The following is a 22,935-nucleotide window of genomic DNA, read 5'->3' as shown; positions in this document are numbered from 1 at the left end:
CCCGCCCGACGTTAGTGCGTCGCCGTAGGCCGCCGCGAGGCCGCCATCGCCTCGTCGACGTCCCTCAGGGGACGCAGCCGGTAGCTGTACGAGTAGTCGCGGTTCGCGAAGAGCTTGTACTCGTCGTGAGTGTGCGCGCCCCAGCTGTTGTCGCCGCCCACGCCCATCTGCCGGTGGTTCACACGGAGTACGACCGCCTCGCGCGCAGTGAGCTGGTAGTCGTGGCGGGCCGCGACCGACAGGTCCTCCGGCGTGAAGTGCGAGGCACTGACCTCCACCAGCGGCTCGCCGGAGACCAGCAGGCCCACGCCGTGGCGGTCGGTCAGGGCGGCCCACCGCACGTCGGTCTTGTTGCCGTTCTCCTGCGGGCGGATGTAGGAGGTCCACTGCCCGGACACGGTTCCCGAGTAGATGCCGACGTCGGTGCCGTAGTTGCGGTCCCAGTAGTTCTCCTCGGGTCCGCGGCCGTAGTAACGCAGCTGTTCCAGGCGTGCCGGCAGGAACAGCAGGCTGCCGACCTCCGGGAGGTACGGCAGGCTCGCCGCCCCCGGGTACAGAGTGTGGTCGACCTTGATCTCACCGTTGCCGAAGACCGTGTAGGTGGTGGTGTACGTCGACTCGACGGTCGTCGGCAGCGTTCCGGCGACCTTGATCTCGACCGCCCGGTCGCGCACGGCGCGCACGGTCACGTCCGTCACCTTGCGGTTCGCCCCGGCGTCCCGCCAGGTCTGGTTGCGGGTGTGCTGGCCGTTGCCGTGGTCGTTGTCGGTGGGCGCCCGCCAGAAGTTGGGTGCGGGGCCGGAGGTGATGAGCCGGGTGCCACGGACCTCGTACGAGGTGATGGTCCCGCTGCTCTTGTCGACGACGACGGTGAAGTCCTTGCCGGTGACCGTGACTTGGTCGTCTCCGTCGAGGTGGCGGAGGGCGGGGACGCTCTCCAGGGGCGCGGGGGCCACCACCGGGCTCCCCGCGTCGAGGGCGAGTTGCTGCCGCGCCACCTCGAAGCCGGACTTCGCCCACTTCGTGGACTCCTTGGTGGTGAAGGAGAGTTCGAGGAAGTACTCGGCGCCTGGCTTCGGTTGGGCCGGCAGTCTCACCGGCACGGTGATGTCCTTGCTCGACTGCGGCGGCACGTCCAGCTGATCACGCGTCAGCTTGCCGCGCCTTACGACCCTCCCGTCCGCGACCAGCGACCAACTACCGTCGAATTCACGGAGGTTGGTGAACAGGTATTCGTTGGTGAGAGTCACCGCCCCGGCCGCGCCGCCCCCGACCGGTGACGCGTTGACGGCCTGGTAGACCCGCTTGATCTCCGCCGCCTTTCCGGTGTGGCCCCGGTCGGCGGTGATGATGCCGTCGGCGACGAAGTTCCCGTCGTTGGGGTTGTCGCCCCAGTCGCCGCCGTACGCGAAGAAGGTCTTGTCCTTCGGCCGCTTCTCGGTGACCGCGACGGTGGCCGCGTCGAACCAGAACCGCACGCCCTCGTCGCCGGGACCGCGGCTGTCGGAGGCCAGTTCGGCGGCGGTCAGCGCACGGGCATACACGCGCGCCCGCCGGATGGTGCCGCTGAACTCGCGGGTGATGTTGTCGACGTCGGTGGCCAGGGCGAGGGGCGCGGTGTTGTTGCCGGGGCGCAGGGTGGTGGTCCGGGTGGCCTTCGCCGTGCCGTCGACATACAGGGTCAGCGTGCCCGTGGTCGCGTCGAAGACGCCGGCTATGTGGTGCTCTGTGCCGGTCCAGTCGTCGGGCAGCGCCCAGGTGGTGGTGATCCACTGGCCGCCGCCGTGGATGAAGAACTCCAGGCTCCGGCCCGACTGCTTGAGGGCGTACTGGGTGTCGCCCTTGGCGATGATCGGCTGGTGGTAGCCCGTCACGTGCGGGGTGACCCATGCCTCCAGGGTCAGCGAGCCGGTGAGGTCGAGGCTCGGGTCGCGGGCGAAGACCGTGCTGCCGAAGACGCCCTTGGCGCGGTCCAAAGTGCCGCTGGGGGCGAGGAGTTCACCACGCAGCTTGGCGGGGCCGGTCTCGGTCAGCAGCTTGCGCGCCGGGGTGGGCCAGCTCAGGGACTGGTCGACGAAGTCCCAGATCCAGCCGCCCTGGAGGACGTCGTGACGCCGGATGATGTCCCAGTACTTCTTGAAGTTGCCGTTGGAGTTCCCCATCGCGTGGGAGTACTCGATCATGACGTACGGCCGGGTGTCGGCGGTGTCCTTCGCCCGCTGTTCGACGCGCGCGGGGCTCTCGTACATCTCGGAGCGGATGTCGCTGATCGTGGGGCGGTCGTCGCCCTCGTACTGGATGACGCGGGTCGGGTCGTAGGAGCGGATCCAGTCGTGCATGGCGACGAACGTGCTGCCGCCGCCCGCCTCGTTGCCGAGCGACCAGATGACCACCGAGGCGTGGTTCTTGTCGCGGTGGACCATGTTCTGGGCGCGGGCCACGCACGCCTCGGTCCAGTCGGCGTGGTTGCCCGGGTACTCGCCACGGATGCCGTGCGTCTCGAGGTTGGTCTCGTCGACGAGATAGAGGCCGTACTCGTCGGCGAGTTCGTACCACAGCGGGTTGTTGGGGTAGTGCGAGGTGCGCACCGTGTTCATGTTGAGCCGCTTGATGATCCCGATGTCCTCGACCAGGTCCGCGCGGGTGAGCGCCGTGCCGCGGTCCGGGTGCATCTCGTGCCGGTTGGTGCCCCGGAAGGAGACCGGTTTGCCGTTGATGCGCATCAGCCCGTCCCTGAGCGCGAACTCCCGCAGGCCGACGCGGTGCGAGAGGGTCTCGATCACCTTGCCGGCGGGGTCGCGCAGCCGCAGGACGGCGGTGTAGAGGTTCGGGTGTTCGGCCGACCACAGCTTCGGCTCGGGTACGGCCTTCGCCGCCTGTACGGTCGCCTCGGCACCGGGGTGCAGCTCGACGGTCTGTTGGAGCGGCCGGGACCAGACAGGATGCCCGTCGGCGCCATACAGCATCGTGTCGACTGTATATCGTCCACCGGAACCGGATTTCGATCCGCCCCCGTAGTCCCGCACGCTCGCGGTGACCGACAGCTCGGCGGCCGTACAGTCGTCGCTCAGCGGGGTGTCCAGCTTGAAATCGCGCAGGTGCACGGCCGGGGTGGAGTACAGGTACACCGAGCGGAAGATGCCGCTCAGCCGGATCATGTCCTGGTCCTCGAGCCAGTCGCCGTCGGAGTAGCGGTACACCTCCACCGCTATCTGGTTGGTGCCGGGCTTGAGATGCTCGGTGATGTCGTACTCGGCGGGGCTGAACGAGTCCTCGTGGTAGCCCACCAACTCCCCGTTGATCCACACGTAGTGGGCCGACTTGACACCCTCGAAGTGCAGGAAAGTCCGCCGTCCCGACCAGTCGCGCGGGACGGTGAAGGTACGGCGGTACTGGCCGACCGGGTTGTAGCGGGTCGGCGCGGCCGGGGGTTGCGGTTCCTCGCCGAGGCCGTTGGGGCCCCAGTACGGGTAGGTGATGTTGACGTAGATCGGGAAGTCGTAGCCGTGCTGCTGCCAGACGGAGGGGACGGGGATCGCGTCCCAGTCGCCGTCGTCGAGGTCGGTGCGGTGGAAGTCTGCGTCCCGGTCGTCGGGGCGGTCGGTGTAGGCGAACTTCCACTTGCCGTCGAGGCTCAGCCGGTACGGCGAACGCGTGCGGTCGGCTGCCAGGGCCTGTCTGACGTCCTGGTACGGCATGAGGGTGGTGTGCGGGGGCTCGGTACCCAGACGGAAGACGGCGATGTTGCCGTTCCACTCCGGTAAGGCGTCCGCAGCCGCCGTGCGCCGGCCGGCGGCCGACGCGGGGACGGGCGAGGCGGACAGGGCGAGCGCGCCGAGTACGGCGGCTCCCCCCTCCAGCAGACGGCGGCGGCTGAACACGTGCGAGTGCGAGAGCGCGTGCGGATGCGGGTGCGGCATGACCGTGGCCTTCCTCGGTGCGACAGGGGGTGCGCGAACTGAGGGTGCGTCAGGAGGGTCAGGGAGACGGGGGAGTCAGGGGCAGAACATGACTACTGGCGACAAAGGCAACTACTGAGCCATGGGAACCCTAGGACTCGCACACAATCGAAGCAATGTTCCTGTCGGACTTTGTGCGGTCCTGTTGAGCCAGAGCGCCAGTGGTCACCGGACGTGCGCGGCGAACGCCTCGTACGCCCGCTCGTCGAAGAGGACGAACCTGATCTCCTCGACCGCCGTGTCCGTCGCGCGTACCGTCTCCACCGCGATGCGGGCGGCGTCGTCCATCGGCCACCCGTAGATGCCGGCGGAGACAGCAGGGAACGCCACCGTACGCGCGCCCAACTCGTCGGCGATGCGCAGCGACTGCCGGTAGCAGGAGGCGAGCAGCTCCGACCGGTCCTCCTCGGTGGAGTGACGCGGGCCGACGGTGTGGATCACCCACCGCGCGTCCAGCTCCCCCGCCGTCGTAGCGACCGCCTGGCCGGTCGGCAGGCCCTTGCCGTAGTGCGAGGCACGGAGCCTGCGGCAGTCCTCAAGGATCGCCGGGCCGCCGCGTCGGTGGATGGCGCCGTCGACGCCTGAGCCGCCGAGCAGGGAGGAGTTCGCCGCGTTGACGATCGCGTCGACGCTCTGCCGGGTGATGTCGCCCTGGACGAGCGTGATCGTGGTCATGTCCGGCACGTCCTCTTCCACACGGTGATCGTGGTCATTCCTGCCGCAGCCTCTGCAACATGGCGATCGCGGTCATTCCTGCCGCAGTCTCCTCCACACGGCCTTCGCCGCGTTGTGCCCCGACATCCCGTGCACGCCCGGTCCCGGCGGGGTGGCCGAGGAGCAGATGAAGACGGCCGGGTGCGGGGTGCCGTACGGGAACAGGGACAGTTTGGGGCGCAGCAGGACCTGGAGTCCGGTGACCGCGCCGGAGGCGATGTCGCCGCCGATGTAGTTGGCGTTGCGGGCGGCGACTTCGGCCGGTCCGGCGGTCGCGCGGGCGAGGACGCGGTCGCGGAATCCCGGGGCGAAGCGCTCCAGTTGGCGTTCCATGGCGTCGGTGAGGTCGCCGGTCCAGCCGCTGGGGACATGGCCGTACGCCCAGAAGACGTGCTTGCCGACCGGGGCACGGGTGGGATCGACGATGCTGGGCTGCACGGTGATCATGAACGGCCTGTCGGGTGCTCGGCCCTCCCTGGACGCCGCGCGCAGGGCGGCGCCGACCTCCGCGCTGTCGGCGCCGATCTGCACGGTGGTGGCCCGGCGCGCCTCCGGCGCGGTCCACGGCACGGGGCCGTCCAGGGCGTAGTCGATCTTGAAGACTCCGGGGCCGTACCGGTAGTTCTGGTAGTAGCGGCCGAGGTCGGCGATGCGGGCCAGGGCGGTGGGGGAGGTGTCGAAGACGTAGGCGCGCGCGGGTGGCAGGTCGTCGAGGCGCTTGACCTCGAAGTCTGTGTGGATGGTGCCGCCGAGGTCCTTCAGATAGGCGGCCAGGGCGTCGGAGATGGACTGGGAGCCGCCACGGGCCACTGGCCAGCCGCGGGCGTGGGCGGCGAGGGCGAAGACCAGGCCGATGGCGCCGGTGGCGAAGCCGCCGAGCGGGGCCATCACGTGCGCGACGAGGCCGGCGAACAGTGTCTTCGCCCGCTCGTCGCGGAAGCGGCGCATCAGCCAGGTCGACGGGGGCAGGCCGACCAGGCCGAAGCGGGCGAGGGTGACCGGGTCCCGGGGCAGCGCGGTGAGCGGCAGCGACATGAAGTCGCGGGCCAGGGTGTCCCACTTGGGCAGAAAGGGCTCGACCAGCCTGCGGTACGCCCCCGCGTCACGTGGCCCGAGGGAGGCGGCCGTCTCACCGACCGACCGCGCCAGCACGGCCGCGGTGCCGTCGGTGAAGGGGTTCGCCATGGCCAGGTCGGCGTGCAGCCACTCCAGGCCGTAGCGTTCCAGGGGCATGGCGCGGAAGGCGGGTGAGTTGATGCCGAGGGGGTGAGCCGCGGAGCACGGGTCGTGCCGGAAGCCGGGGAGGGTGAGCTCCTCGGTGCGGGCTCCCCCGCCGACGGTGTCGCGGGCCTCGAAGAGGGCCACGGAGAAGCCGCGGCGGGCCAACTCCACGGCGGCGGTCAGTCCGTTCGGACCCGCGCCCACCACAACCACATCGAGCATCGACGACACCTTCGGACCCCTTCGTCAGCCGGTGGTCTGTGAGGTCAGGATATGACGGAGGACTGACACCCCTGGCTCGCGGGGCGCCTCCGAGGACTACTGCGGAGTAAGCAGCTTCACCACCCGGCGTGCCGTCGCCGCGTCCCGGGCGGCGGTGAACGGGAGCGTGTTGTGGCCCGTGATACGGAACGGCTCGTCGGTGAGGGTCAGGTGCGCGCCGCCCGCCTCCTCGACCAGGAGCAGCCCGGCTGCGTGATCCCAGGCCGCCTCCCACGAGAAGGCTGTCGCGTCCAACTCCCCACGGGCGACGGCGAGATACTCCAGACCGGCCGAGCCGCACGCGCGCGGTGCCACACCCTCGGTCCACAGCCCCAGCAGGGCACGCTTCTGGTCGTCGGTCGTGTAGTCCGGGTGGGAGGTGGCTATGCGCAGGTCACGGCCGGTTTCCGGAGCACCGGCGTGCAACCGCTCGCCGTCGAGGAACGCGCCCCGGCCGCGCACGGCCGTGGCCAGCTGGTCGCGAGCCGGCGCGTACGTCCACGAGGCGCGCAGGACTCCGCCCTGCGCGAGCGCGACCAGCGTGCAGAAGCCGGGGTCGCCGTGCACGAACTGCCGTGTCCCGTCGACCGGGTCGACGATCCAGACCGGCGTGTCGCCCTGTAGCGCCTCGTACGACACCGGGTTCGCGTGCACCGCCTCCTCGCCGACCACCACCGAGCCGGGCAGCAGGGCACCGAGCGCCTCGGTGAGGTACAGCTCCGCCTTGCGGTCGGCGTCCGTCACGAGATCATGCGGGCCGCTCTTCTGGTCGACCTCGTGCGCGGCGAGCCGACGGAAGCGCGGCATGATCTCGGCCGAGGCCGCCTTGCGTACCGCTTCTTCCACGTCGGTCGCGTGCCGGTCGAGAAACTCGTCGATGGTTTCCGTGTCTTCGATCATGACTCCATGAGAGCACGCGCCACTGACAATCCCCACCCGGCCGGTGTATCGGGGATGGAATCGGCGTGAATACCGCGACGGGCCGAGCGCCGGGGTTGTCCGTGATGGCGTCGGCGCCCAGGTCAGCGGCCCACCGCGTACCCCTGCATGCCCCGCGGATTCGCCGCCGCCGACAGGATCCCGGTCTCCGGATCCCGTGCGACCGCGCACAGCCGCCCCTCCGACCACGCTTCGCCGACCGTCACGTCGTGCCCGCGCCGCCGCAGCTCCGCCACGACGTGCTCGTCCGTGCGGGACTCCACGGTGACGCTGCCAGGCCGCATGCCGCGCGGGTAGAAGGAGCCGGGGAAGCTGTCGTTGTGCCAGTTCGGGGCGTCGATCGCGCCCTGGAGGTCGAGCCCGCCCCTGACCTGGGCGCGCAGCGCGACCGCGAGGAAGAAGTGCAGCTGCCACTGGTCCTGCTGGTCGCCGCCGGGTGTCCCGAACGCCATGACCGGCACCCCGTCACGCAGCGCGATCGAGGGCGTGAGGGTGGTGCGGGGGCGGCGGCCCGGGGTGAGGGAGTTCGGCAGCCCCTCCTCCAGCCAGGTCATCTGCAGCCGGGTACCCAGCGGGAAGCCCAGCTCGGGTACGACGGGGTTGGACTGCAGCCAGCCGCCGCTGGGCGTGGCGGCGACCATGTTGCCCCACCGGTCGACGACGTCGAGATGGCAGGTGTCGCCGCGGGTGAGCCCGTCGGGGCCGACCTCGGGCTCACCGGGCACCGGGGACGTGGGTCGCTTGGCGACGGTGGGCTCACCGACGCCCGGCATGTCCCGTACCGCGACCGTGGGTTCCCCGGCGCCCAGCGGGTCGAAGCCGGGCTCGTCGCCGATCACCACGCGCGCGTGGACGCTCGTTCGCGGGGTGCGGCCCCCAGGACTGCCGGGCCGCAGCTCGTACGACGCCTTCTCTCCGACGAGCCCCCGGCGCCCCGCGTTGTACTCGTCCGACAGCAGGGCGCGGAGCGGCACCTCCGCCGCGTCCCCGTACCAGGCCTCCCGGTCGGCCATGGCGAGCTTGCAGCCCTCGATCAGCAGATGGACATAGTCGGCGGACCCGTACCGGGGCAGCTCGGGCGGCAGCAGGGCGAGCTGCTGGAGGAACACCGGCCCCTGGCTCCACGGCCCGGCCTTGCACACGGTCCAGCCGTTCCAGTCGTACGTCGCCGGCGCCTCGTACGTCGCGGACCACCCGCCGAGATCCGCGGCCGTGAGCGTGCCGGCGTGGCGCTCGCCGCTGGTGTCCATGGTGGGCCGCCGCGCCTGCCGTACGAGGGCCTCACCGATGAACCCGGAGCGCCACACCTCCCGCGCGGCCTCGATCTGCGCGTCCCGGTCCCCCGCGCGGGCGACCTCTTCGAGGAGCCGCTTCCAAGTGGCCGCAAGGGTGGGATTGCGGAAGAGCACACCCGGTCGGGGCGCCTTCCCGCCCGGCAGATACACCTCCGCCGACGACGTCCACTCCGTCTCGAACAACTCCCGCACGCTCTCGACGGTCGCCCCGACGTTCTCCACGGGCGCGTGCCCGTGTTCCGCGTACCCGATGGCGTACTTCAGCACGTCGGCGAGCGACTTGGTCCCGTAGTCGCGCAGCAACAGCATCCAGGCGTCGAAGGCCCCGGGAACGGCGGCGGCGAGCGGTCCCGTCCCCGGAACCAGCTCCAGCCCGAGCGCCCGGTAGTGCGCGACCGTCGCCCCACCCGGTGCGACACCCTGGCCGCACAGGACCCGTACGTCCCCACCCACCGGCGCGAGCAGAATCGGCACCTCCCCGGCCGGGCCGTTCAGATGCGGCTCGACCACATGCAGCACGAACGCCCCCGCCACAGCGGCGTCGTACGCGTTCCCGCCGTCCTCCAACACCGCCATCGCCGACTGCGAGGCCAGCCAGTGCGTGGAGGACACCATGCCGAAGGTGCCCTGGAGGGTGGGGCGGGTGGTGAACACGGTGGGCTCCTCGCTGGACGGCGGCGGGTCAACGAATCGTACGCAGCCGGCTCGGCCGCCGACCCGCCGTGAGCAGATGCCCGCTGGCCCCGAGCAGCGTCGGCTCGGACTCGATGCGCCGGGTCGCGGCCAGGACGGCCGAGCGGCGTTCCGGGTCGTCCAGCCAGTCCTCGACGCCGCCCATGAGCCAGGCGACGCCCTCGACACCGTACTGGCCCTCGACGGTGAGCCCCGCGTGGGTGAACTCGGTCGGCGGCTCCTCGGGGCGGGCGAAGTAGGCGACGGTGAACAGACCGTCCTCGGCGTGGTGGTCGTGCCGGCCGTCCAGCGTGACGGCGTCGGTGCGTTCGCGGTGCAGGGGGGTGAAGTAGCGCTCCTCGCGCAGCACGTCGTGCAGACCGGCGAACCGGTTGATGGTGGCCGCCACCACCAGCCCGCCCGGCCGGACCACCCGGTGGGCCTCGGTCAACGCCCGTACACGGTCCGGCCGTTCGGGCAGGTGGTACAGCGGCCCGAGGAGCAGCGCCACGTCGTACGAGGCGTCGTCGGCGGGCAGGGCGCGGGCGTCACCGGGGCGGGCGGTGACGCCGGGCAGCCGGGCGGCCTGCTCCAGGTGGAGCGGTACCGGGTCGACGAGGTCGACCTCGTACCCGTCCCGTGCGAGCCACTCGGCGTGGATTCCGCTGCCGCCGCCGATGTCGAGGACCCGCGCGGGCGCGGCCGGCATCAGCCGACGCAGCACGTCCTGCGTCCGCCAGAACTCCAGCCGCCCGGAGCCCTCTCTGAGGCGGGCGTCCTCCTTGCCCCGGGCGTAGTAGGCGAGGATCTCCTCGCGGACGGCGGGCTGTTGCTCGTGTGTCGTCTCGGTCGTCATCACCTCAGCTTGTTGAGCACGGCCCTCGGCACGCAACGCAATATGTTCCGCGGTCAGTTGCCGCGTGCCGCCACCAGCCCCGACTCGTAGGCGAACACCACCAGCTGCGCCCGGTCCCGCGCCCCCAGCTTCGTCATCGCCCGGCTGATGTGCGTCTTCGCCGTGAAGGGGCTGATGACCATGTGCTCGGCGATCTCCTCGTTGGTGAGGCCGCGCGCGGCGAGGGCGGTGACCTCGCGTTCGCGGCGGGTCAGGCACTCCAGGCCGGGCGCGGTGGACCGGTCGGGCGGGCGGGAGACGAACTCGCCGATGAGCGTGCGGGTCACCGACGGGGAGAGGAGGGCCTCGCCGCGGGCGACCACCTCGATGGCCTGCAGGAGGTCGGACGGTTCGGTGTCCTTCAGCAGGAAGCCGCTCGCGCCCGCCCGCAGCGCCTCGAAGACGTACTCGTCGAAGCCGTAGTTCGTGAGGATGACGACGCGTACAGCGGCCAGGGCCGGGTCGGCGGCGATGTGGCGGGTCGCCTCGATGCCCGTCATCACGGGCATCTGTACGTCGATCAGCGCGATGTCGGGGACCTCGGCTCGCACCAGGTCCAGGCCCTGCTTCCCGTCCGCCGCCTCCCCCACCACCTCGATGCCGTCCTCGGCGTCCAGCAGGGCGCGGAAACCCGCCCGCATCAGCGCCTGGTCGTCGACGAGGGCCACCCTGATCATCCGGCCTCCCCCAGCGGCAGCTCCGCCTTCACCGAGAAGCCTCCCTCCGCGCGCGGACCCGCCTCCAGGGCGCCGCCGAGGGCCGTGACGCGTTCCCGCATGCCCGTGAGACCGATGCCAGGTGTCGGGGGCCGGGCGGGGTCGGCCGCTCCGTCGTCGTCCACCTGGACGACCAACTCAGCCCTGCCGTACGCCAGTTGGACATTCACCTTGGCCGCGCCCGCGTGCCGTGCCGCGTTGGTGAGCGCCTCCTGGACTATGCGGTACACCGCCCGGTCCACGGTCGCCGGCAGAGGGCGCTCGTCGCCGGTCACCGTCAGTTCGACGGCGAGGCCCGCCGCGCGTGCGCGCTCCACGAGCACCGCGGGGGTGCCGGTCGGTTCGTCGGTGCGCAGGATCTCCAGGGTGGCGCGCAGTTCGCGCATCGCCTCGCTGCCCGCCTCCTGGATGGCGAGCAGGGCGGGCGGCACCTCCTCGCCGCGCTTGCGGGCCAGGTGGACCGCGACACCCGCCTGGAGCTTGACGATGGAGATGCTGTGGGTGAGGGAGTCGTGCAACTCCCGTGCGATCCGCAGGCGTTCCTCGCCCGCCCGGCGCAGCGCGGCCTCCTCGCGGGTGCGTTCGGCCTCCAGGGCGCGCTGTTCGGTCTGGCGCAGGTATGCCTGCCAGTTGCGGTCGGCGAGGCCCGTCACGACCGCGCACAGGAACCAGCCCGTGAGCAGCGCGGCCTTCTCCACGACCTGCCCCGTCGTCGGCCCTGTCGCCACGTACGCCGCCAGGTAGACACCGCTCGCGGCGGCGGCCCAGCCCCGGTGCCCCACGCGGGCCGCCGTGTGCACGGCGGCGAGCACGGGGAGGGCGGCGAGCAGACCGGGGTGGGCGTGCAGGACGTACGCCGCGCCGGTCGCGGTGGCCGCGGCAAGCACCGCCAGCGGGGCCGTACGGTAGAACGCCAGGGCGGCCGAACCCAGCACGATCAGCGCGTGGTCGACGGCCGTCGTGTCGGCGTCGAACGCGGCCGTGGTCGCGACGAGGGCGCCGACCACGACCGCGAGGGCCGCGTCGGCGAGACCCCTGCGTGTGACCAAGTGCCCGCTCATGCACGCACAGTAGCGTCCGGGACCGACACCGGCGTCACCCCTGTGGACAACTCCCCGACTACTCCCGTCGTAGTAGACAAAGGCCCCGGGCCGCCCCGCCGACGCAGCGCCGAGTGTCTTCGGCCGTACGACGACCCCGCCCGCCCCCGTGGCGCACGCTGCTGCCCATGCCCACACCTTTCCGCTACACCGAGCCCCTGCCCCCCAAGGCGGCCACCGGCCGTGTCGCCGAGGTCTACGCCCAGCTCTCCCGCGACTTCGGCATCGACGAGCCCGTCACCTTCGTGGTCCTCTCCTCCGCGCCCGAGATCCTCGCGCCCGTCTGGGCGCTGATGCGCGAGTCGCTGATCGCGGGCCCCGGCAGCCGTACCGGCAAGGAGCTGGCGGCACTCGGGGTGTCGCTCGCCAACAAGTGCCCGTTCTGCGTGGACGCGCACACCATGCTGCTGCACGCCACCGGCGACCACGCGCTCGCCGAACGCCTCGTCCGAGGGGAGCGGCCGCAGAACGAGCAGCACGCGCGCGTGCTGGAGTGGGGCAAGCGGACCCGCGTACCGGGCGGCCTCGGCCCCGAGCCGTACCCCTTCCCGCGCGAGCACGCCCCCGGCTACCTCGGCACCGCCCTCGCCTTCCACTTCATCAACCGGATCGTGTCCGCCCTGCTGACCGAGAACCTGCTGCCGGGCAACGTCCAGCGGTTCCGGGCCGTACGCAGCCTGGCGGGCCGCACGCTCGCCCGGACCGTACGCCGCACCGCCCTGCCCGGCGAGGCCCTCGCGCTGCTCGACCTCCCCGACCCCGGCGAATCTCCCGGGTGGGCGGACGGCACGCCCGTCGGCCTCGCGTACGCGGCGCTGATCAGGGCTGCCATGGCGGGCGCCGGCCTCCTCGACGCCGACGACCAGGCCCTCGTGGAGGAAACCCTGTGGGACTGGGACGGAGCGCATCCGCCGCTCGACCTCAGCGGGTTCCCGGATCGGCGGGAGCGTCCCGGCGCACGTCTCGCGCTGCTGGCGGCCCTCGCGCCGTACCGCATCACGGACGAGGACGTGGCGGCCTGGCGGCGGCCGGAGCACACCGACCACTGTCTGGTGCACCTCGTCTCCTACGGGGCGTTCACGGCCGTGGACCGGATCGAGACGGCGTTCAACCGGCCCACCGCGAGGACATATCAGGGCACACAGCCCATCGACAGCCGGGCATTGTGACCGCACCGGTACGGAGCGAGTTCGCACTTCCGTCCCACAGGGAGTCATGTGAAACTGGCGCCCCGTCCGCAGTGCGGACCCCCTCCGCACCGTCCCCCACGAAAAGTGCGCCGTGCGCTCCAGCTTCCTTCCTTTGCCGCTCGCCCTCACCGCACGCCTGTCGCCCGTCGTCGTACTCGCCACGGCGGGTTGGGCGCTGACGTCCGGTCCGTTCGCCGCGCCCTCGGCCGCCGAGCACAAAGAGGGGCAGAAGACCGGCACGCAGTCCGCGTCCGCCCCGGCGACAGCGGCGGCGTCGAAGACGTACGCCGCCGCGCCCGCGCCGTGCGGCAGCCTCGCCAAGAAGACGATCACGTCGCTGGTGCCGGGTGCCAAGACGGCCGGCAAGGAGATCCCGTCGACGGACACCAAGCTGCGCCGCACCTGCTCGTGGAACGCGCTCAAGGGGTACGACTACCGCTGGCTCGACGTCTCCTTCGAGCTCGCCGACACGGACGAGGCGGCGCAGAAGTCGTACAAGGAGACCGTCACGGAGAAGAGTGGCGGCGGAGACGTGCCCGGTCTCGGCGACTCGGCGTACTCCGTCGTGAACCTCACCACCGAGGACAAGCAGCAGACCCGCGAGGGCGTGGTCGTGGTGCGCGCGTCCAACGCGCTGGTGACCATCACCTACAACGGCAGCGACTTCGAGACGAAGAAGGCGCCCAGCACGGACGAGATCAACAAGGGCGCCATCAAGGCCGCCAAGGAAGCGGTCGCGGCGCTGGGGGCCGGTCGGTAGAACCGACCGGCCCCCAGCACAGCGTGCGGCGTCACGCCTCGAGACGGTCCCTTCCACGCGCCAGCATCAGCACCACGTACAGGACCATCGACGTGCCCAGGCCCACCGCCCAGCCGTAGTCGGCCAGCGACTCCAGCGCCGGAATGGGCCGCCCGTCGAACAGCGGCTTGAAGCTGGCGCCACCGATGGCCAGGACACCGCCGGTCACGAAGGCGACCACGGCCCGCCAGTTCCAGCCGCCGTCGTACCAGTAACGGCCGCCCGTGCGGTACAGGTCGGTCAGGTCGAGCTTGCCGCGGCGCAGGATCCAGTAGTCGGCGATGAGGATGCCGGCGACCGTGCCGAGCAGACCGCCGACCAGGCCGAGCCAGGTGAAGATGTAGCCCTGCGGGTCGGAGTACAGCTTCCACGGGAAGATCAGCACGCCGAGGACACAGGTGACGAGGGCGCCGGCCCGGAAGGTGATCTTGCGGGGCGCGATGTTGGAGAAGTCGAAGGCCGGCGAGACCAGGTTGGCCGCGACGTTCACGGACAGGGTCGCCACCAGCACGGTGACCAGAGCGAACAGCAGGCCCACGATGTTGTCCGTCTTGGCGGCGAGCTGTACCGGGTCCCAGATCGTCTCGCCGTACACGGCCTGCGAGCCGGAGGTGACCATCACCGACAGCAGCGCGAAGAGTGTCATGGTGGTCGGCAGACCGAGGGCCTGGCCCCACGTCTGCGCCTTCTGGCTCTTGCCGTAACGGGTGAAGTCCGGGATGTTCAGGGACAAAGTGGACCAGAAGCCGATCATGCCCATGAGGGAGGGCCAGAACAGCTTCCAGAAGTCGCCGCCCCAGCCGAGCTTGGAGGGCTGGTCGAGCAGCGGGCCGAACCCGCCCGCCTTGTTGCTCATCCAGATCAGCATCACCAGGGCGCCGACCAGGACGAAGGGCGCCGCCCAGTTCTCGAAGCGGCGGATCGTCTCCATGCCCCGGTAGATGATCGCGACCTGGAGTGCCCAGAAGATCGCGAACGAGAGCCACATGGTCCAGGCGTAGCCGCCGATCTTCCCGGCGTCGCTCCAGCCGTTCCCGATGAGCTTCCCGGCGAGGAAGTAGATCGCCTCGCCGCCGATCCAGGTCTGGATGCCGAACCAGCCGCACGCCACCAACGCCCGTACGACAGCGGGGAGGTTGGCGCCGCGGATGCCGAAGGAAGCGCGGGCGAAGACCGGGAAGGGGATGCCGTACTTCGGCCCCGCGTGCCCGGTGAGCAGCATCGGCACCAGCACGATCACGTTGGCCAGGGCGATGGTGAACACCGCCTGCTTCCAGTCCATGCCGACGGCGATCAGACCGGAGGCCAGGGTCCAGGAGGCCGTGTTGTGGGCCATTCCGACCCACAGCGCGGAGAAGTTGTACGTGGTCCAGGTGCGCTTCTCCACCGGGACCGGCAGCAGGTCCTCGTTGGCGTAGCGGCCGCTCGGGGCGGGGCTGCCCGGAGCGAGCTCCACCCGGCCGTCGGCGAGGGTGACTTGAGGGGACGGCGGTATGGCCGTGGGAGCGGTGTCGGTCATGGGCAGGCCAATCAAACGAGGGGCGGATCCGGAAAGGCCGTGCGGGCCGGCGGGGCCGGGGAAGGGAGGGTGCGTTCCCGCGTCGCACCGGGCGGCGTGGGGGCGTGCCCTCCCTTCCCCGGCCCCGCCACCCCCTCCCCGGGACGGGACGGTGGGGAGGGGAGAACAGGAGTGGGGGGATGGGCGGTTGAGCGGTGGGTCGTGGGTCAGGCGTTGACGGCCGGGATCACCTTCGTGCCGTACGCGTCGATGGTGGCTTCCTGGGCGTCGTGCATGTCGTAGACGGCGAACTGGTCGACGCCCAGCTCGCGCAGCGCGTTCAGCTTCTCGATGTGCTTCTCGACGGGGCCGATGAGGCAGAACCGGTCGACGATCTCGTCGGGCACGAACTGGGTGTCCGGGTTGTCGGCGCGCCCGTGGTGGGAGTAGTCGTACCCCTCGCGCGCCTTGATGTAGTCGGTGAGTTCGTCGGGTACGGCGGCGGAGTGCTCACCGTACTTGGAGACCAGGTCGGCCACGTGGTTGCCGACCATCCCGCCGAACCAGCGGCACTGCTCGCGCGCGTGGGCGAGAGCCTCGGGCGAGTCGTCCTCGGTGACGTACGCGGGGGCGGCGACGCAGATCTTCACTTCGGAGGGGTCACGACCGGCGGCGACGGCCGCGTCCTTGACCGCCTTCACCATGTACTCGGTGAGGTACAGGTCGGCCAGCTGGAGGATGAAGCCATCGGCCTCCTCGCCGGTCATCTTCAGCGCCTTGGGGCCGTACGCGGCCATCCAGACGGGGAGCTCGGCGTCCTCCTTGATCCAGGGGAACCTGATGACCGTACCGCCGAGGTCGGCCTCCTTGCCCGAGCCGAGTGCCCTGATGACCTTCATGGCCTCGCTGATGCGGGCCAGCGTGTTCGGGGCGCGGCCGGCGACGCGCATCGCGGAGTCACCGCGGCCGATGCCGCAGACGGTGCGGTTGCCGAACATGTCGTTGAGGGTGGCGAAGGTGGAGGCGGTGACCTCCCAGGTGCGGGTGCCCGGGTTGGTGACCATCGGGCCGACCTTCAACTTGCTGGTGTTCGACAGGATCTGGCTGTAGATCACGAACGGCTCCTGCCACAGCACGGCGGAGTCGAAGGTCCAGCCGTACGTGAAGCCGTTGCGCTCCGCCCGCTTCATCAGGCTGATGACCTTCGAGGCCGGCGGGTCGGTCTGCAGGACGAGTCCGAAGTCCATTTGCGCCACTCCTAGTTGAGGTACTGACAGGTGGAGCGGGGGGTGTAGACGCCGTGCCCGGCGTGCCCGGTGTACTCCCGCTCGGTGATGACGAGTTCGCCGCGCGAGAGGACCGTCTCGACGCGGCCGGTGAGGCGCTTGCCCTCGTAAGCCGAGTAGTCGACGTTCATGTGGTGGGTCTCGGCGGAGACGATCTGCTCGGTGTGCGGGTCGTAGATGACGACGTCCGCGTCGGCGCCGGGGGCGATGGTGCCCTTCTTCGGGTACATGCCGAACATGCGGGCCGGGGTGGCGCAGGCGATCTCGATCCAGCGGCGGCGCGAGATGTGCCCGTCGACGACGGCCTGGTGGAGCAGGTCCATACGGTTCTCGACGCCCGGAAGGCCGTTGGGGATCTTGGAGAAGTCGCCGCGACCGAGCTCCTTCTGGCCCACGAAGCAGAAGGGGCAGTGGTCGGTGGAGACGACCTGGAGGTCGTTGGTGCGCAGGCCCTTCCACAGGTGGGCCTGGTGCTCCTTGGGCCTCAGCGGCGTCGAGCACACGTACTTCGAGCCCTCGAAGTCGGGCTCGGCGAGGTTGTCCGTCGACAGGAACAGGTACTGCGGGCAGGTCTCGCCGAAGACGTTCAGGCCCTCGTCGCGCGCCCTGGCCAGCTCGGCGACCGCCTCCATCGCCGAGACGTGCACGACGTACAGCGGAGCCCCGGCGACCTGCGCGAGCTTGATGGCACGGTGCGTGGCCTCGGCCTCCAGCAGCGCCTTCCGCACCTCCCCGTGGTAGCGCGGGTCGGTCTCGCCGCGCGCCAGCGCCTGCTCGACCAGTACGTCGATCGCGATGCCGTTCTCGGCGTGCATCATGATCAGGCCGCCGTTCTCGGCGGAGCGCTGCATGGCGCGCAGGATCTGGCCGTCGTCGCTGTAGAAGACGCCGGGGTAGGCCATGAACTGCTTGAAGGAGGTCACGCCCTCCTCCACCAGCAGGTCCATCTCCTTGAGCGTGTCCTGGTTCACGTCGGAGACGATCATGTGGAAGCCGTAGTCGATGGCGCAGTTGCCCTCGGCCTTGGCGTGCCAGGCGTCCAGGCCCTCGCGCAGCGAGTGGCCGACGCTCTGCACGGCGAAGTCGACGATGGTCGTCGTACCGCCCCAGGCGGCGGCCCGGGTGCCGGTCTCGAAGGTGTCGGAGGCGAAGGTGCCGCCGAACGGCAGCTCCATGTGGGTGTGGGCGTCGACGCCGCCCGGGATGACGTACTTCCCGGTGGCGTCGATGGTGCGCTCGGCCGTCCAGGCCTCGGCGGCGGAGGTGCCGGAGGCGGCCAGGGCGGCGATACGGCCGTCCTCGATCAGGACGTCGGCGTGGATCTCGTCGGACGCGGTGATGACGAGGCCACCACGGATGACGGTACGGCTGCTCATGCGTTAACGCTCCGCTGGGTTGTGGTCAAAGTGCGGGTCGTTTGTGGCTGGTCGCGCCCACGCGGCGGAAGCCGCATATCAGGCACTGCCCCGCGCCCCTTGGAGGGCTGCGCCCTTCACGAGAGGCGCGGGGACTGCATCGGTCACGGTGCGGTCAGCGGGGAATACGCGTCAGGGCGGCGGTCGCGGTAGAACTGCCAGCGGTCGCGGACTTCGCGCAGCTTGGCCAGGTCCAGGTCGCGGACGACCAGTTCGGTCTCCTTGTCGCTCGCCACCTCGCCGACGAACTGGGCCTCCGGGTCGACGAAGTACGACGTCCCGTAGAAGTCGTTGTCGCCCAGCTCCTCGACACCGACCCGGTTGATCGCGCCGACGAAGTACTCGTTGGCGGCGGCCGCGGCCGGCTGCTCCAGCTGCCACAGGTAGGCCGACAGGCCGCGCGAGGTGGCCGACGGGTTGAAGACGATCTCGGCACCCTCCAGACCCAGCGCGCGCCAGCCCTCCGGGAAGTGGCGGTCGTAGCAGATGTAGACACCGATCCGGCCGACGGCCGTGTCGAAGATCGGCCAGCCGCTGTTGCCGGGACGGAAGTAGAACTTCTCCCAGAAGCCCGGCACCTGCGGGATGTGGTGCTTGCGGTACTTGCCGAGGTACGAGCCGTCCGCGTCGATCACGGCGGCCGTGTTGTAGAGGACTCCGGGCTGCTCCTCCTCGTACATCGGCAGGATGAGGACGAGGCCCAGTTCCTTGGCGAGCGCCTGGAAACGCTTGACGATCGGGCCGTTCGGGATCTGCTCGGCGTACTCGTAGAACGCCTTGTCCTGGACCTGGCAGAAGTACGGGCCGTAGAACAGTTCCTGGAAGCACAGGACTTGGGCACCCTGCGCGGCCGCGTCGCGGGCCGCCTGCTCGTGTACCTGGATCATCGACTCCTTGTCGCCCGTCCAGGCGGTCTGGAAGAGGGCGGCTCGGATCACTGTGCTCATCGGGACCTCCGGTCACTCGGTGTGCGAGGAGCCTAGAAAGTCCGAAAGCTTGCTTTGAGTTGCACGGTGTCACGTCTCCGGGCCCGCGGCGTGGCACCGTGTCACCCTGTCGTGGACCCATGTTTCACCGCCGTTTTCCCAGGTCGTCGCATGTTTCAGCCCTGTTGCGCGTCGTGCGCGAGGAGTGCGATGTGCACCGAGGCGGCCTGCTCGAAGTCGTCGAGGTCGACGCCGAGCCGGCCCTGTATCGCCTCCAGCCGGCGGTAGAGCGCCGGCCGTGAGACGTGGTGGAGCTGGGCGGTGCGGGACTTGTTGCGGCCGGTGGCGAGATAGGTGCGCAGTACGGCGAGCAGGTCCTCGCCGGCCCCGCACAGCAGCCCGTCCAGTTCGCGTTCCGCGAAGGACTGCACATGCGGGTCGTCGCGCAGCAGCCGGATCAGGCCACGCAGGTGTACGTCCTTGAGGCGTACGACGGCCGGGAGGTCCAGGACGGCCGAGGAGTCCGCCACGGCGTCGGCGACGTGCTGGGCCTCGCGCAGCCCGGCGGGGACGTCGTCCCAGGCGGTGCGTTCGTCGGCCGCCGCGACCACGGCCTTGGAGGACCCGGACTCGGTGCGCAGCCGGGCCACGAAGTGGGCGGCGAGGGCCGTCGCGTCCTGGTCGCGGGCGAGACTGAGCAGGACGGCGACGGCCCCGTCGGCCAGCTCGGCGACCAGTCCGGGCAGCCCCAACATGCGCAGCACCCGGTCGAGTCGGTCCGGTTCGCCGTCGCGTACGACCAGCGGGACGAAGGTGCGCCGGTTGACGGGCAGTCCGGCCGCGCGGGCCCGGGGCAGCAGCTGCCGGGCCGGTACGACGCCGGAGACCAGGTCGGTCAGCAGGCTCTGCGCGGACTGCTCCTCCCAGGTGTGCGCGGAGGTGCCGCCGAGCATGCGGTGCAGCACGAGCGCCTCGGCGGCCCGGTCGGCGAGCAGCCGCCCGGTGGCGGTGTCGCCGCGGTAGCCGCACAGGGTGATCCGGCCCCACCGCTCGCCCCGTCCGACCAGCTCCGCGCGGATCCAGCCGTCGACCTCGTTGCCGCCGGCCTGGCGGGCGATGCGCTCCCAGTCGCGCAGCACGTCGTCCACGGCGGGCCGCTCCCCCGCGGTGGCGAGGACGCGGTGGGCGAGGTTGGTGACGACGACGGGACAGCCGCTGTGCTGGGCGATCTCGTCCAGCAGCCGGTGCAGCGGGGCGCCCGCGGTGATGAGTCCGGTGAGCGCGGTCCGTACGGACTCGGAGAGGCTGACGGCGGCGAACTTCCGCCGCACCAGCCGGGACTGGACCTCCTCCGTCAACTCGGCGAAGGGGAAGGGCCGGTGCAGGACGACCATCGGCAGCCCGCACCGGTCGGCCGCCCGGCGCATGACGTCCGGCGGGGCCGGGAACGCCCGCCCCAGACCCAGCACGACGGCCGCGGCCTCCGCGCGGTGCAGGGACTGGATGTACTCGGCCTGCGCGCCCTCGTCGCCGGCGAGCAGCACTCCGGTGGTGAGGACCATCTCGCCGCCGCTGAGCATCACACCGACGTCGGCGGCCTCGGCGACGTGCACCCAGCGCACGGCCCGGTCCAGCTGACTCGCCCCGGCCACCACCTCGGGTTCACCGGCGAGGACCCGCTCCAGCGTGAGGACCTGGCGCACCGACAGGGTCGGCTCGACAGGCTCGACGGGACCCCAGGTCTCCGAGGTGGTGGTCATGGCGGCGTTTCCCTTGTTCAGAATGCTGCTACTGGATGCTCCTCAGAGCGTCTTCGAGGATCGCGGCGCCCTCCTCGGCCTCCGCGACGGTCAGGGACAGCGGCGGGGCGACGCGCAGGGCGCTGGTGTTGTGCCCGCCGCCCTTGCCGATGAGCAGTCCGCCCTCGCGGGCCGCTTCCAGCACGGCGGACGCGGCCGCCGGGTCGGCCTCGTCCGTGCCGGGCCTGACCAGCTCGATGCCGAGCATCAGCCCGCGCCCGCGCACCTCCCGTACGGCCGGAACCTGCGCCGCGGCGGCCCGCAGCCGCTCGATGAGCAGTCCGCCGACGCGCCGGGCGTTGCCCTGGAGGTCGTGCTCCAGCAGGTACGTCAGGTTGGCGAGGCCGGCCGCCATGGTGATCTGGGTGCCACCGAAGGTCGAGATGCTGTTGGCGTCCAGGCAGTTCATGATCTCGCCGCGGGCGACGACCCCGCCGATGGACATGCCGTTGCCGATGCCCTTGGCGAAGGTCACGATGTCCGGCGGACCGTTCTGGCCGTGCGCCTGCCAGCCCCAGAAGTGCTCGCCGGTGCGGCCCCAGCCGGTCTGCACCTCGTCGGCGATCCACAGGATGCCGCGCTCCTGGAGCACCTCGCGGAAGGCCGCGTACAGGCCGTCCGGCGGGGAGGTGAAGCCGCCGACGCCCTGGATGGGTTCGGCGATCAGCGCGGCGGGCGGGCGGGTGTGGCCGAGCAGGTCCGTGAGGTCGTCGACGCAGGCCGCGATGAAGTCGTCGTCGCCGAGATGCGCGTACGGACCGCGTGTCCGCACGCCTCCGTGGACGTACAGCGTCTGGAGCGGGGACAGCGACGTGGGTGACCAGCCGCGGTTGCCGGTGATGCCGACCGCGCTGAAGGAACGGCCGTGGTAGCTGTTGCGCATCGCCAGGATCGTGTTGCTGCGGCGGTACGTCGTCGCCAGCATCAGGGCGGTGTCGTTGGCCTCGGTGCCGGAGGTGGTGAAGAAGACACGGGCGTCCGGGATGCCGCTCAAGTGGGCGACGCGCTCGGCGAGTTCGACCATCGGCCGGTTGAGGTAGAGCGTGGACGAGTGGACGATCCGCCCGGCCTGCTCGCTCACCGCCTTGGTGATCTCGGGCAGGGCGTGCGCGGTCATCGTCGTCAGGATGCCGCCGAAGAAGTCGAGGTACCTGTTGCCCTCGGCGTCCCAGACGTAGCGGCCCTCGCCGTGGGTGATCTCCAGCGGGTCCTCGTAGTAGAGGGCGAGCCAGTCGGGCAGGACGGAGCGGTGGCGGCCCAGCAGGTCCCTGGTCACGGCTGCACCAGCCCCTCGTACGCGTCGGGACGGCGGTCTCGGTAGAACGCCCACTGCTGCCGGACTTCCTCGATGAGGTCGAAGTCGAGGTCTCGGACGATGAGTTCCTCTTCCTCGTCGCTGGCCGTCTCCCCCACGAACTGGCCGCGCGGGTCGACGAAGTAGCTCGTCCCGTAGAAGTCGTTGTCGCCGTACTCCTCGACGCCGACCCGGTTGATCGCGGCGACGAAGTACTCGTTGGCGACGGCGGCGGCGGGCTGTTCGAGCCGCCAGAGGTAGTTGGAGAGCCCGCGGTGCGTGGCGGACGGGTTGTAGACGAGCTGGGCGCCGTTCAGGCCGAGCTGCCGCCAGCCCTCCGGGAAGTGGCGGTCGTAGCAGATGTAGACGCCGACCTTGCCGACGGCGGTGTCGAAGACCGGCCAGCCGATGTTGCCCGGCTTGAAGTAGTACTTCTCCCAGAAGCCCTTGACCTGCGGGATGTGATGCTTGCGGTACTTGCCGAGGAAGGTGCCGTCGGCGTCGATCACGGCCGCGGTGTTGTAGTAGAAGCCCGACTGCTCGATCTCGAACACCGGGACGACGATCACCATGCCGGTCTCGCGGGCGAGCTCTTGCATACGACGGGTGGTCGGCCCGCCGGGCACCGGTTCGGCCCAGCGGTAGTGCTCGGGGTCCTGGACCTGACAGAAGTAGGGGGCGTTGAAGACTTCCTGGAATCCGATGATCTTGGCACCCTGGCGGGCCGCCTCGCGGGCGTGCTCCTCGTGTTTCGCCACCATGGACTCGGTGTCGCCGGTCCAGGTGGCCTGGACCAGAGCGGCACGTACGACGTTGGCCATGAGCTGCTCCTTCGACGGTGACGTCAGAGGCGTCTACGCGCGTGTACGCCGACCGTAGAGGGCAAAGTCCTCGCCGGGAAGCATGCCCGCCCACTCGATCGGGTGAATCGCGTTCGATGCGCCGCGTGCACCAAG

17 protein-coding genes are annotated in these 22,935 nt (G+C 70.7%); 2 read left to right on the top strand and 15 right to left on the bottom strand.

Annotation, left to right across the window (positions count from 1 at the left end):
* Positions 1 to 11: 11 nt before the first annotated feature.
* The 8 genes from ACFYO2_RS14440 to ACFYO2_RS14405 form a co-directional block, all read right to left on the bottom strand.
* A complete protein-coding gene (locus ACFYO2_RS14440; RefSeq protein WP_388348366.1) occupies positions 12 to 3,920 on the bottom strand; it encodes a glycoside hydrolase family 2 TIM barrel-domain containing protein in 3,909 nt (1,302 codons plus the stop codon).
* A gap of 204 nt (positions 3,921 to 4,124) precedes the next feature.
* Positions 4,125 to 4,634 carry an O-acetyl-ADP-ribose deacetylase gene (locus ACFYO2_RS14435; protein WP_388348364.1) on the bottom strand — a complete coding sequence of 170 codons (510 nt, stop codon included), beginning with the start codon at positions 4,632 to 4,634 and terminating at the stop codon, positions 4,125 to 4,127.
* Positions 4,635 to 4,706: 72 nt separating this feature from the next.
* Entirely contained in the window at positions 4,707 to 6,116 is a 1,410-nt protein-coding gene (locus tag ACFYO2_RS14430; RefSeq protein WP_388348362.1) for a phytoene desaturase family protein, read from the bottom strand.
* A 96-nt stretch (positions 6,117 to 6,212) separates the two neighbouring features.
* A complete protein-coding gene (locus tag ACFYO2_RS14425; RefSeq protein WP_388348360.1) occupies positions 6,213 to 7,055 on the bottom strand; it encodes an inositol monophosphatase family protein in 843 nt (280 codons plus the stop codon).
* 122 nt (positions 7,056 to 7,177) lie between these two features.
* Positions 7,178 to 9,043: a gamma-glutamyltransferase family protein gene (locus ACFYO2_RS14420; protein ID WP_388348359.1), complete on the bottom strand. Its 1,866-nt coding sequence runs from the start codon at positions 9,041 to 9,043 to the stop codon at positions 7,178 to 7,180.
* Between the two features lie 28 nt (positions 9,044 to 9,071).
* A complete protein-coding gene (locus ACFYO2_RS14415) occupies positions 9,072 to 9,917 on the bottom strand; it encodes a class I SAM-dependent methyltransferase (RefSeq protein ID WP_388348357.1) in 846 nt (281 codons plus the stop codon).
* A gap of 53 nt (positions 9,918 to 9,970) precedes the next feature.
* Positions 9,971 to 10,633: a response regulator gene (locus ACFYO2_RS14410; RefSeq protein WP_388348355.1), complete on the bottom strand. Its 663-nt coding sequence runs from the start codon at positions 10,631 to 10,633 to the stop codon at positions 9,971 to 9,973.
* The gene (locus ACFYO2_RS14405; RefSeq protein WP_388348353.1) at positions 10,630 to 11,733 is read right to left on the bottom strand and encodes a sensor histidine kinase; all 1,104 of its coding nucleotides are present in this window, start codon (positions 11,731 to 11,733) and stop codon (positions 10,630 to 10,632) included. Before ACFYO2_RS14405 ends, ACFYO2_RS14410 begins: the two co-directional genes overlap by 4 nt.
* 167 nt (positions 11,734 to 11,900) lie before the next feature.
* Here ACFYO2_RS14405 and ACFYO2_RS14400 point away from each other — a divergent pair, with 167 nt between their 5' ends.
* Positions 11,901 to 12,941 (top strand): carboxymuconolactone decarboxylase family protein, encoded by a 1,041-nt coding sequence (locus ACFYO2_RS14400; RefSeq protein WP_388348352.1) that lies wholly within the window; start codon positions 11,901 to 11,903, stop codon positions 12,939 to 12,941.
* Between the two features lie 112 nt (positions 12,942 to 13,053).
* Complete coding sequence (locus ACFYO2_RS14395) at positions 13,054 to 13,722, top strand: hypothetical protein (protein WP_388348350.1); 669 nt, start codon at positions 13,054 to 13,056, stop codon at positions 13,720 to 13,722.
* Between the two features lie 31 nt (positions 13,723 to 13,753).
* On the opposite strand, the gene ACFYO2_RS14390 is transcribed toward ACFYO2_RS14395, so the two are convergent.
* The 7 genes from ACFYO2_RS14390 to ACFYO2_RS14360 form a co-directional block, all read right to left on the bottom strand.
* The gene (locus ACFYO2_RS14390) at positions 13,754 to 15,280 is read right to left on the bottom strand and encodes an NCS1 family nucleobase:cation symporter-1 (RefSeq protein ID WP_388348348.1); all 1,527 of its coding nucleotides are present in this window, start codon (positions 15,278 to 15,280) and stop codon (positions 13,754 to 13,756) included.
* A 206-nt stretch (positions 15,281 to 15,486) separates the two neighbouring features.
* Entirely contained in the window at positions 15,487 to 16,506 is a 1,020-nt protein-coding gene (locus ACFYO2_RS14385) for a TIGR03842 family LLM class F420-dependent oxidoreductase (protein ID WP_388348346.1), read from the bottom strand.
* A gap of 11 nt (positions 16,507 to 16,517) precedes the next feature.
* Positions 16,518 to 17,921: a dihydropyrimidinase gene (gene hydA / locus ACFYO2_RS14380; RefSeq protein ID WP_388348344.1), complete on the bottom strand. Its 1,404-nt coding sequence runs from the start codon at positions 17,919 to 17,921 to the stop codon at positions 16,518 to 16,520.
* Positions 17,922 to 18,064: 143 nt separating this feature from the next.
* The gene (locus tag ACFYO2_RS14375) at positions 18,065 to 18,907 is read right to left on the bottom strand and encodes a nitrilase-related carbon-nitrogen hydrolase (RefSeq protein WP_388348342.1); all 843 of its coding nucleotides are present in this window, start codon (positions 18,905 to 18,907) and stop codon (positions 18,065 to 18,067) included.
* Positions 18,908 to 19,062: 155 nt separating this feature from the next.
* Positions 19,063 to 20,646, bottom strand: coding sequence for a PucR family transcriptional regulator (locus ACFYO2_RS14370; protein WP_388348340.1), 1,584 nt, complete (start codon positions 20,644 to 20,646; stop codon positions 19,063 to 19,065).
* Positions 20,647 to 20,674: 28 nt separating this feature from the next.
* On the bottom strand, positions 20,675 to 21,961 hold the full coding sequence (locus ACFYO2_RS14365; RefSeq protein WP_388348339.1) for an aspartate aminotransferase family protein: 1,287 nt from the start codon (positions 21,959 to 21,961) through the stop codon (positions 20,675 to 20,677).
* Positions 21,958 to 22,800, bottom strand: coding sequence for a nitrilase-related carbon-nitrogen hydrolase (locus ACFYO2_RS14360; protein ID WP_388348337.1), 843 nt, complete (start codon positions 22,798 to 22,800; stop codon positions 21,958 to 21,960). Before ACFYO2_RS14360 ends, ACFYO2_RS14365 begins: the two co-directional genes overlap by 4 nt.
* Between the last annotated feature and the right edge of the window lie 135 nt (positions 22,801 to 22,935).

Origin of the sequence: Streptomyces sp. NPDC006602 (assembly GCF_042870385.1) — a bacterium.
In the GTDB taxonomy this organism is placed as follows: domain Bacteria; phylum Actinomycetota; class Actinomycetes; order Streptomycetales; family Streptomycetaceae; genus Streptomyces.
Note: the sequence above shows the minus strand (reverse complement) of the source record. Positions and strands in the feature narration are given on the sequence as shown.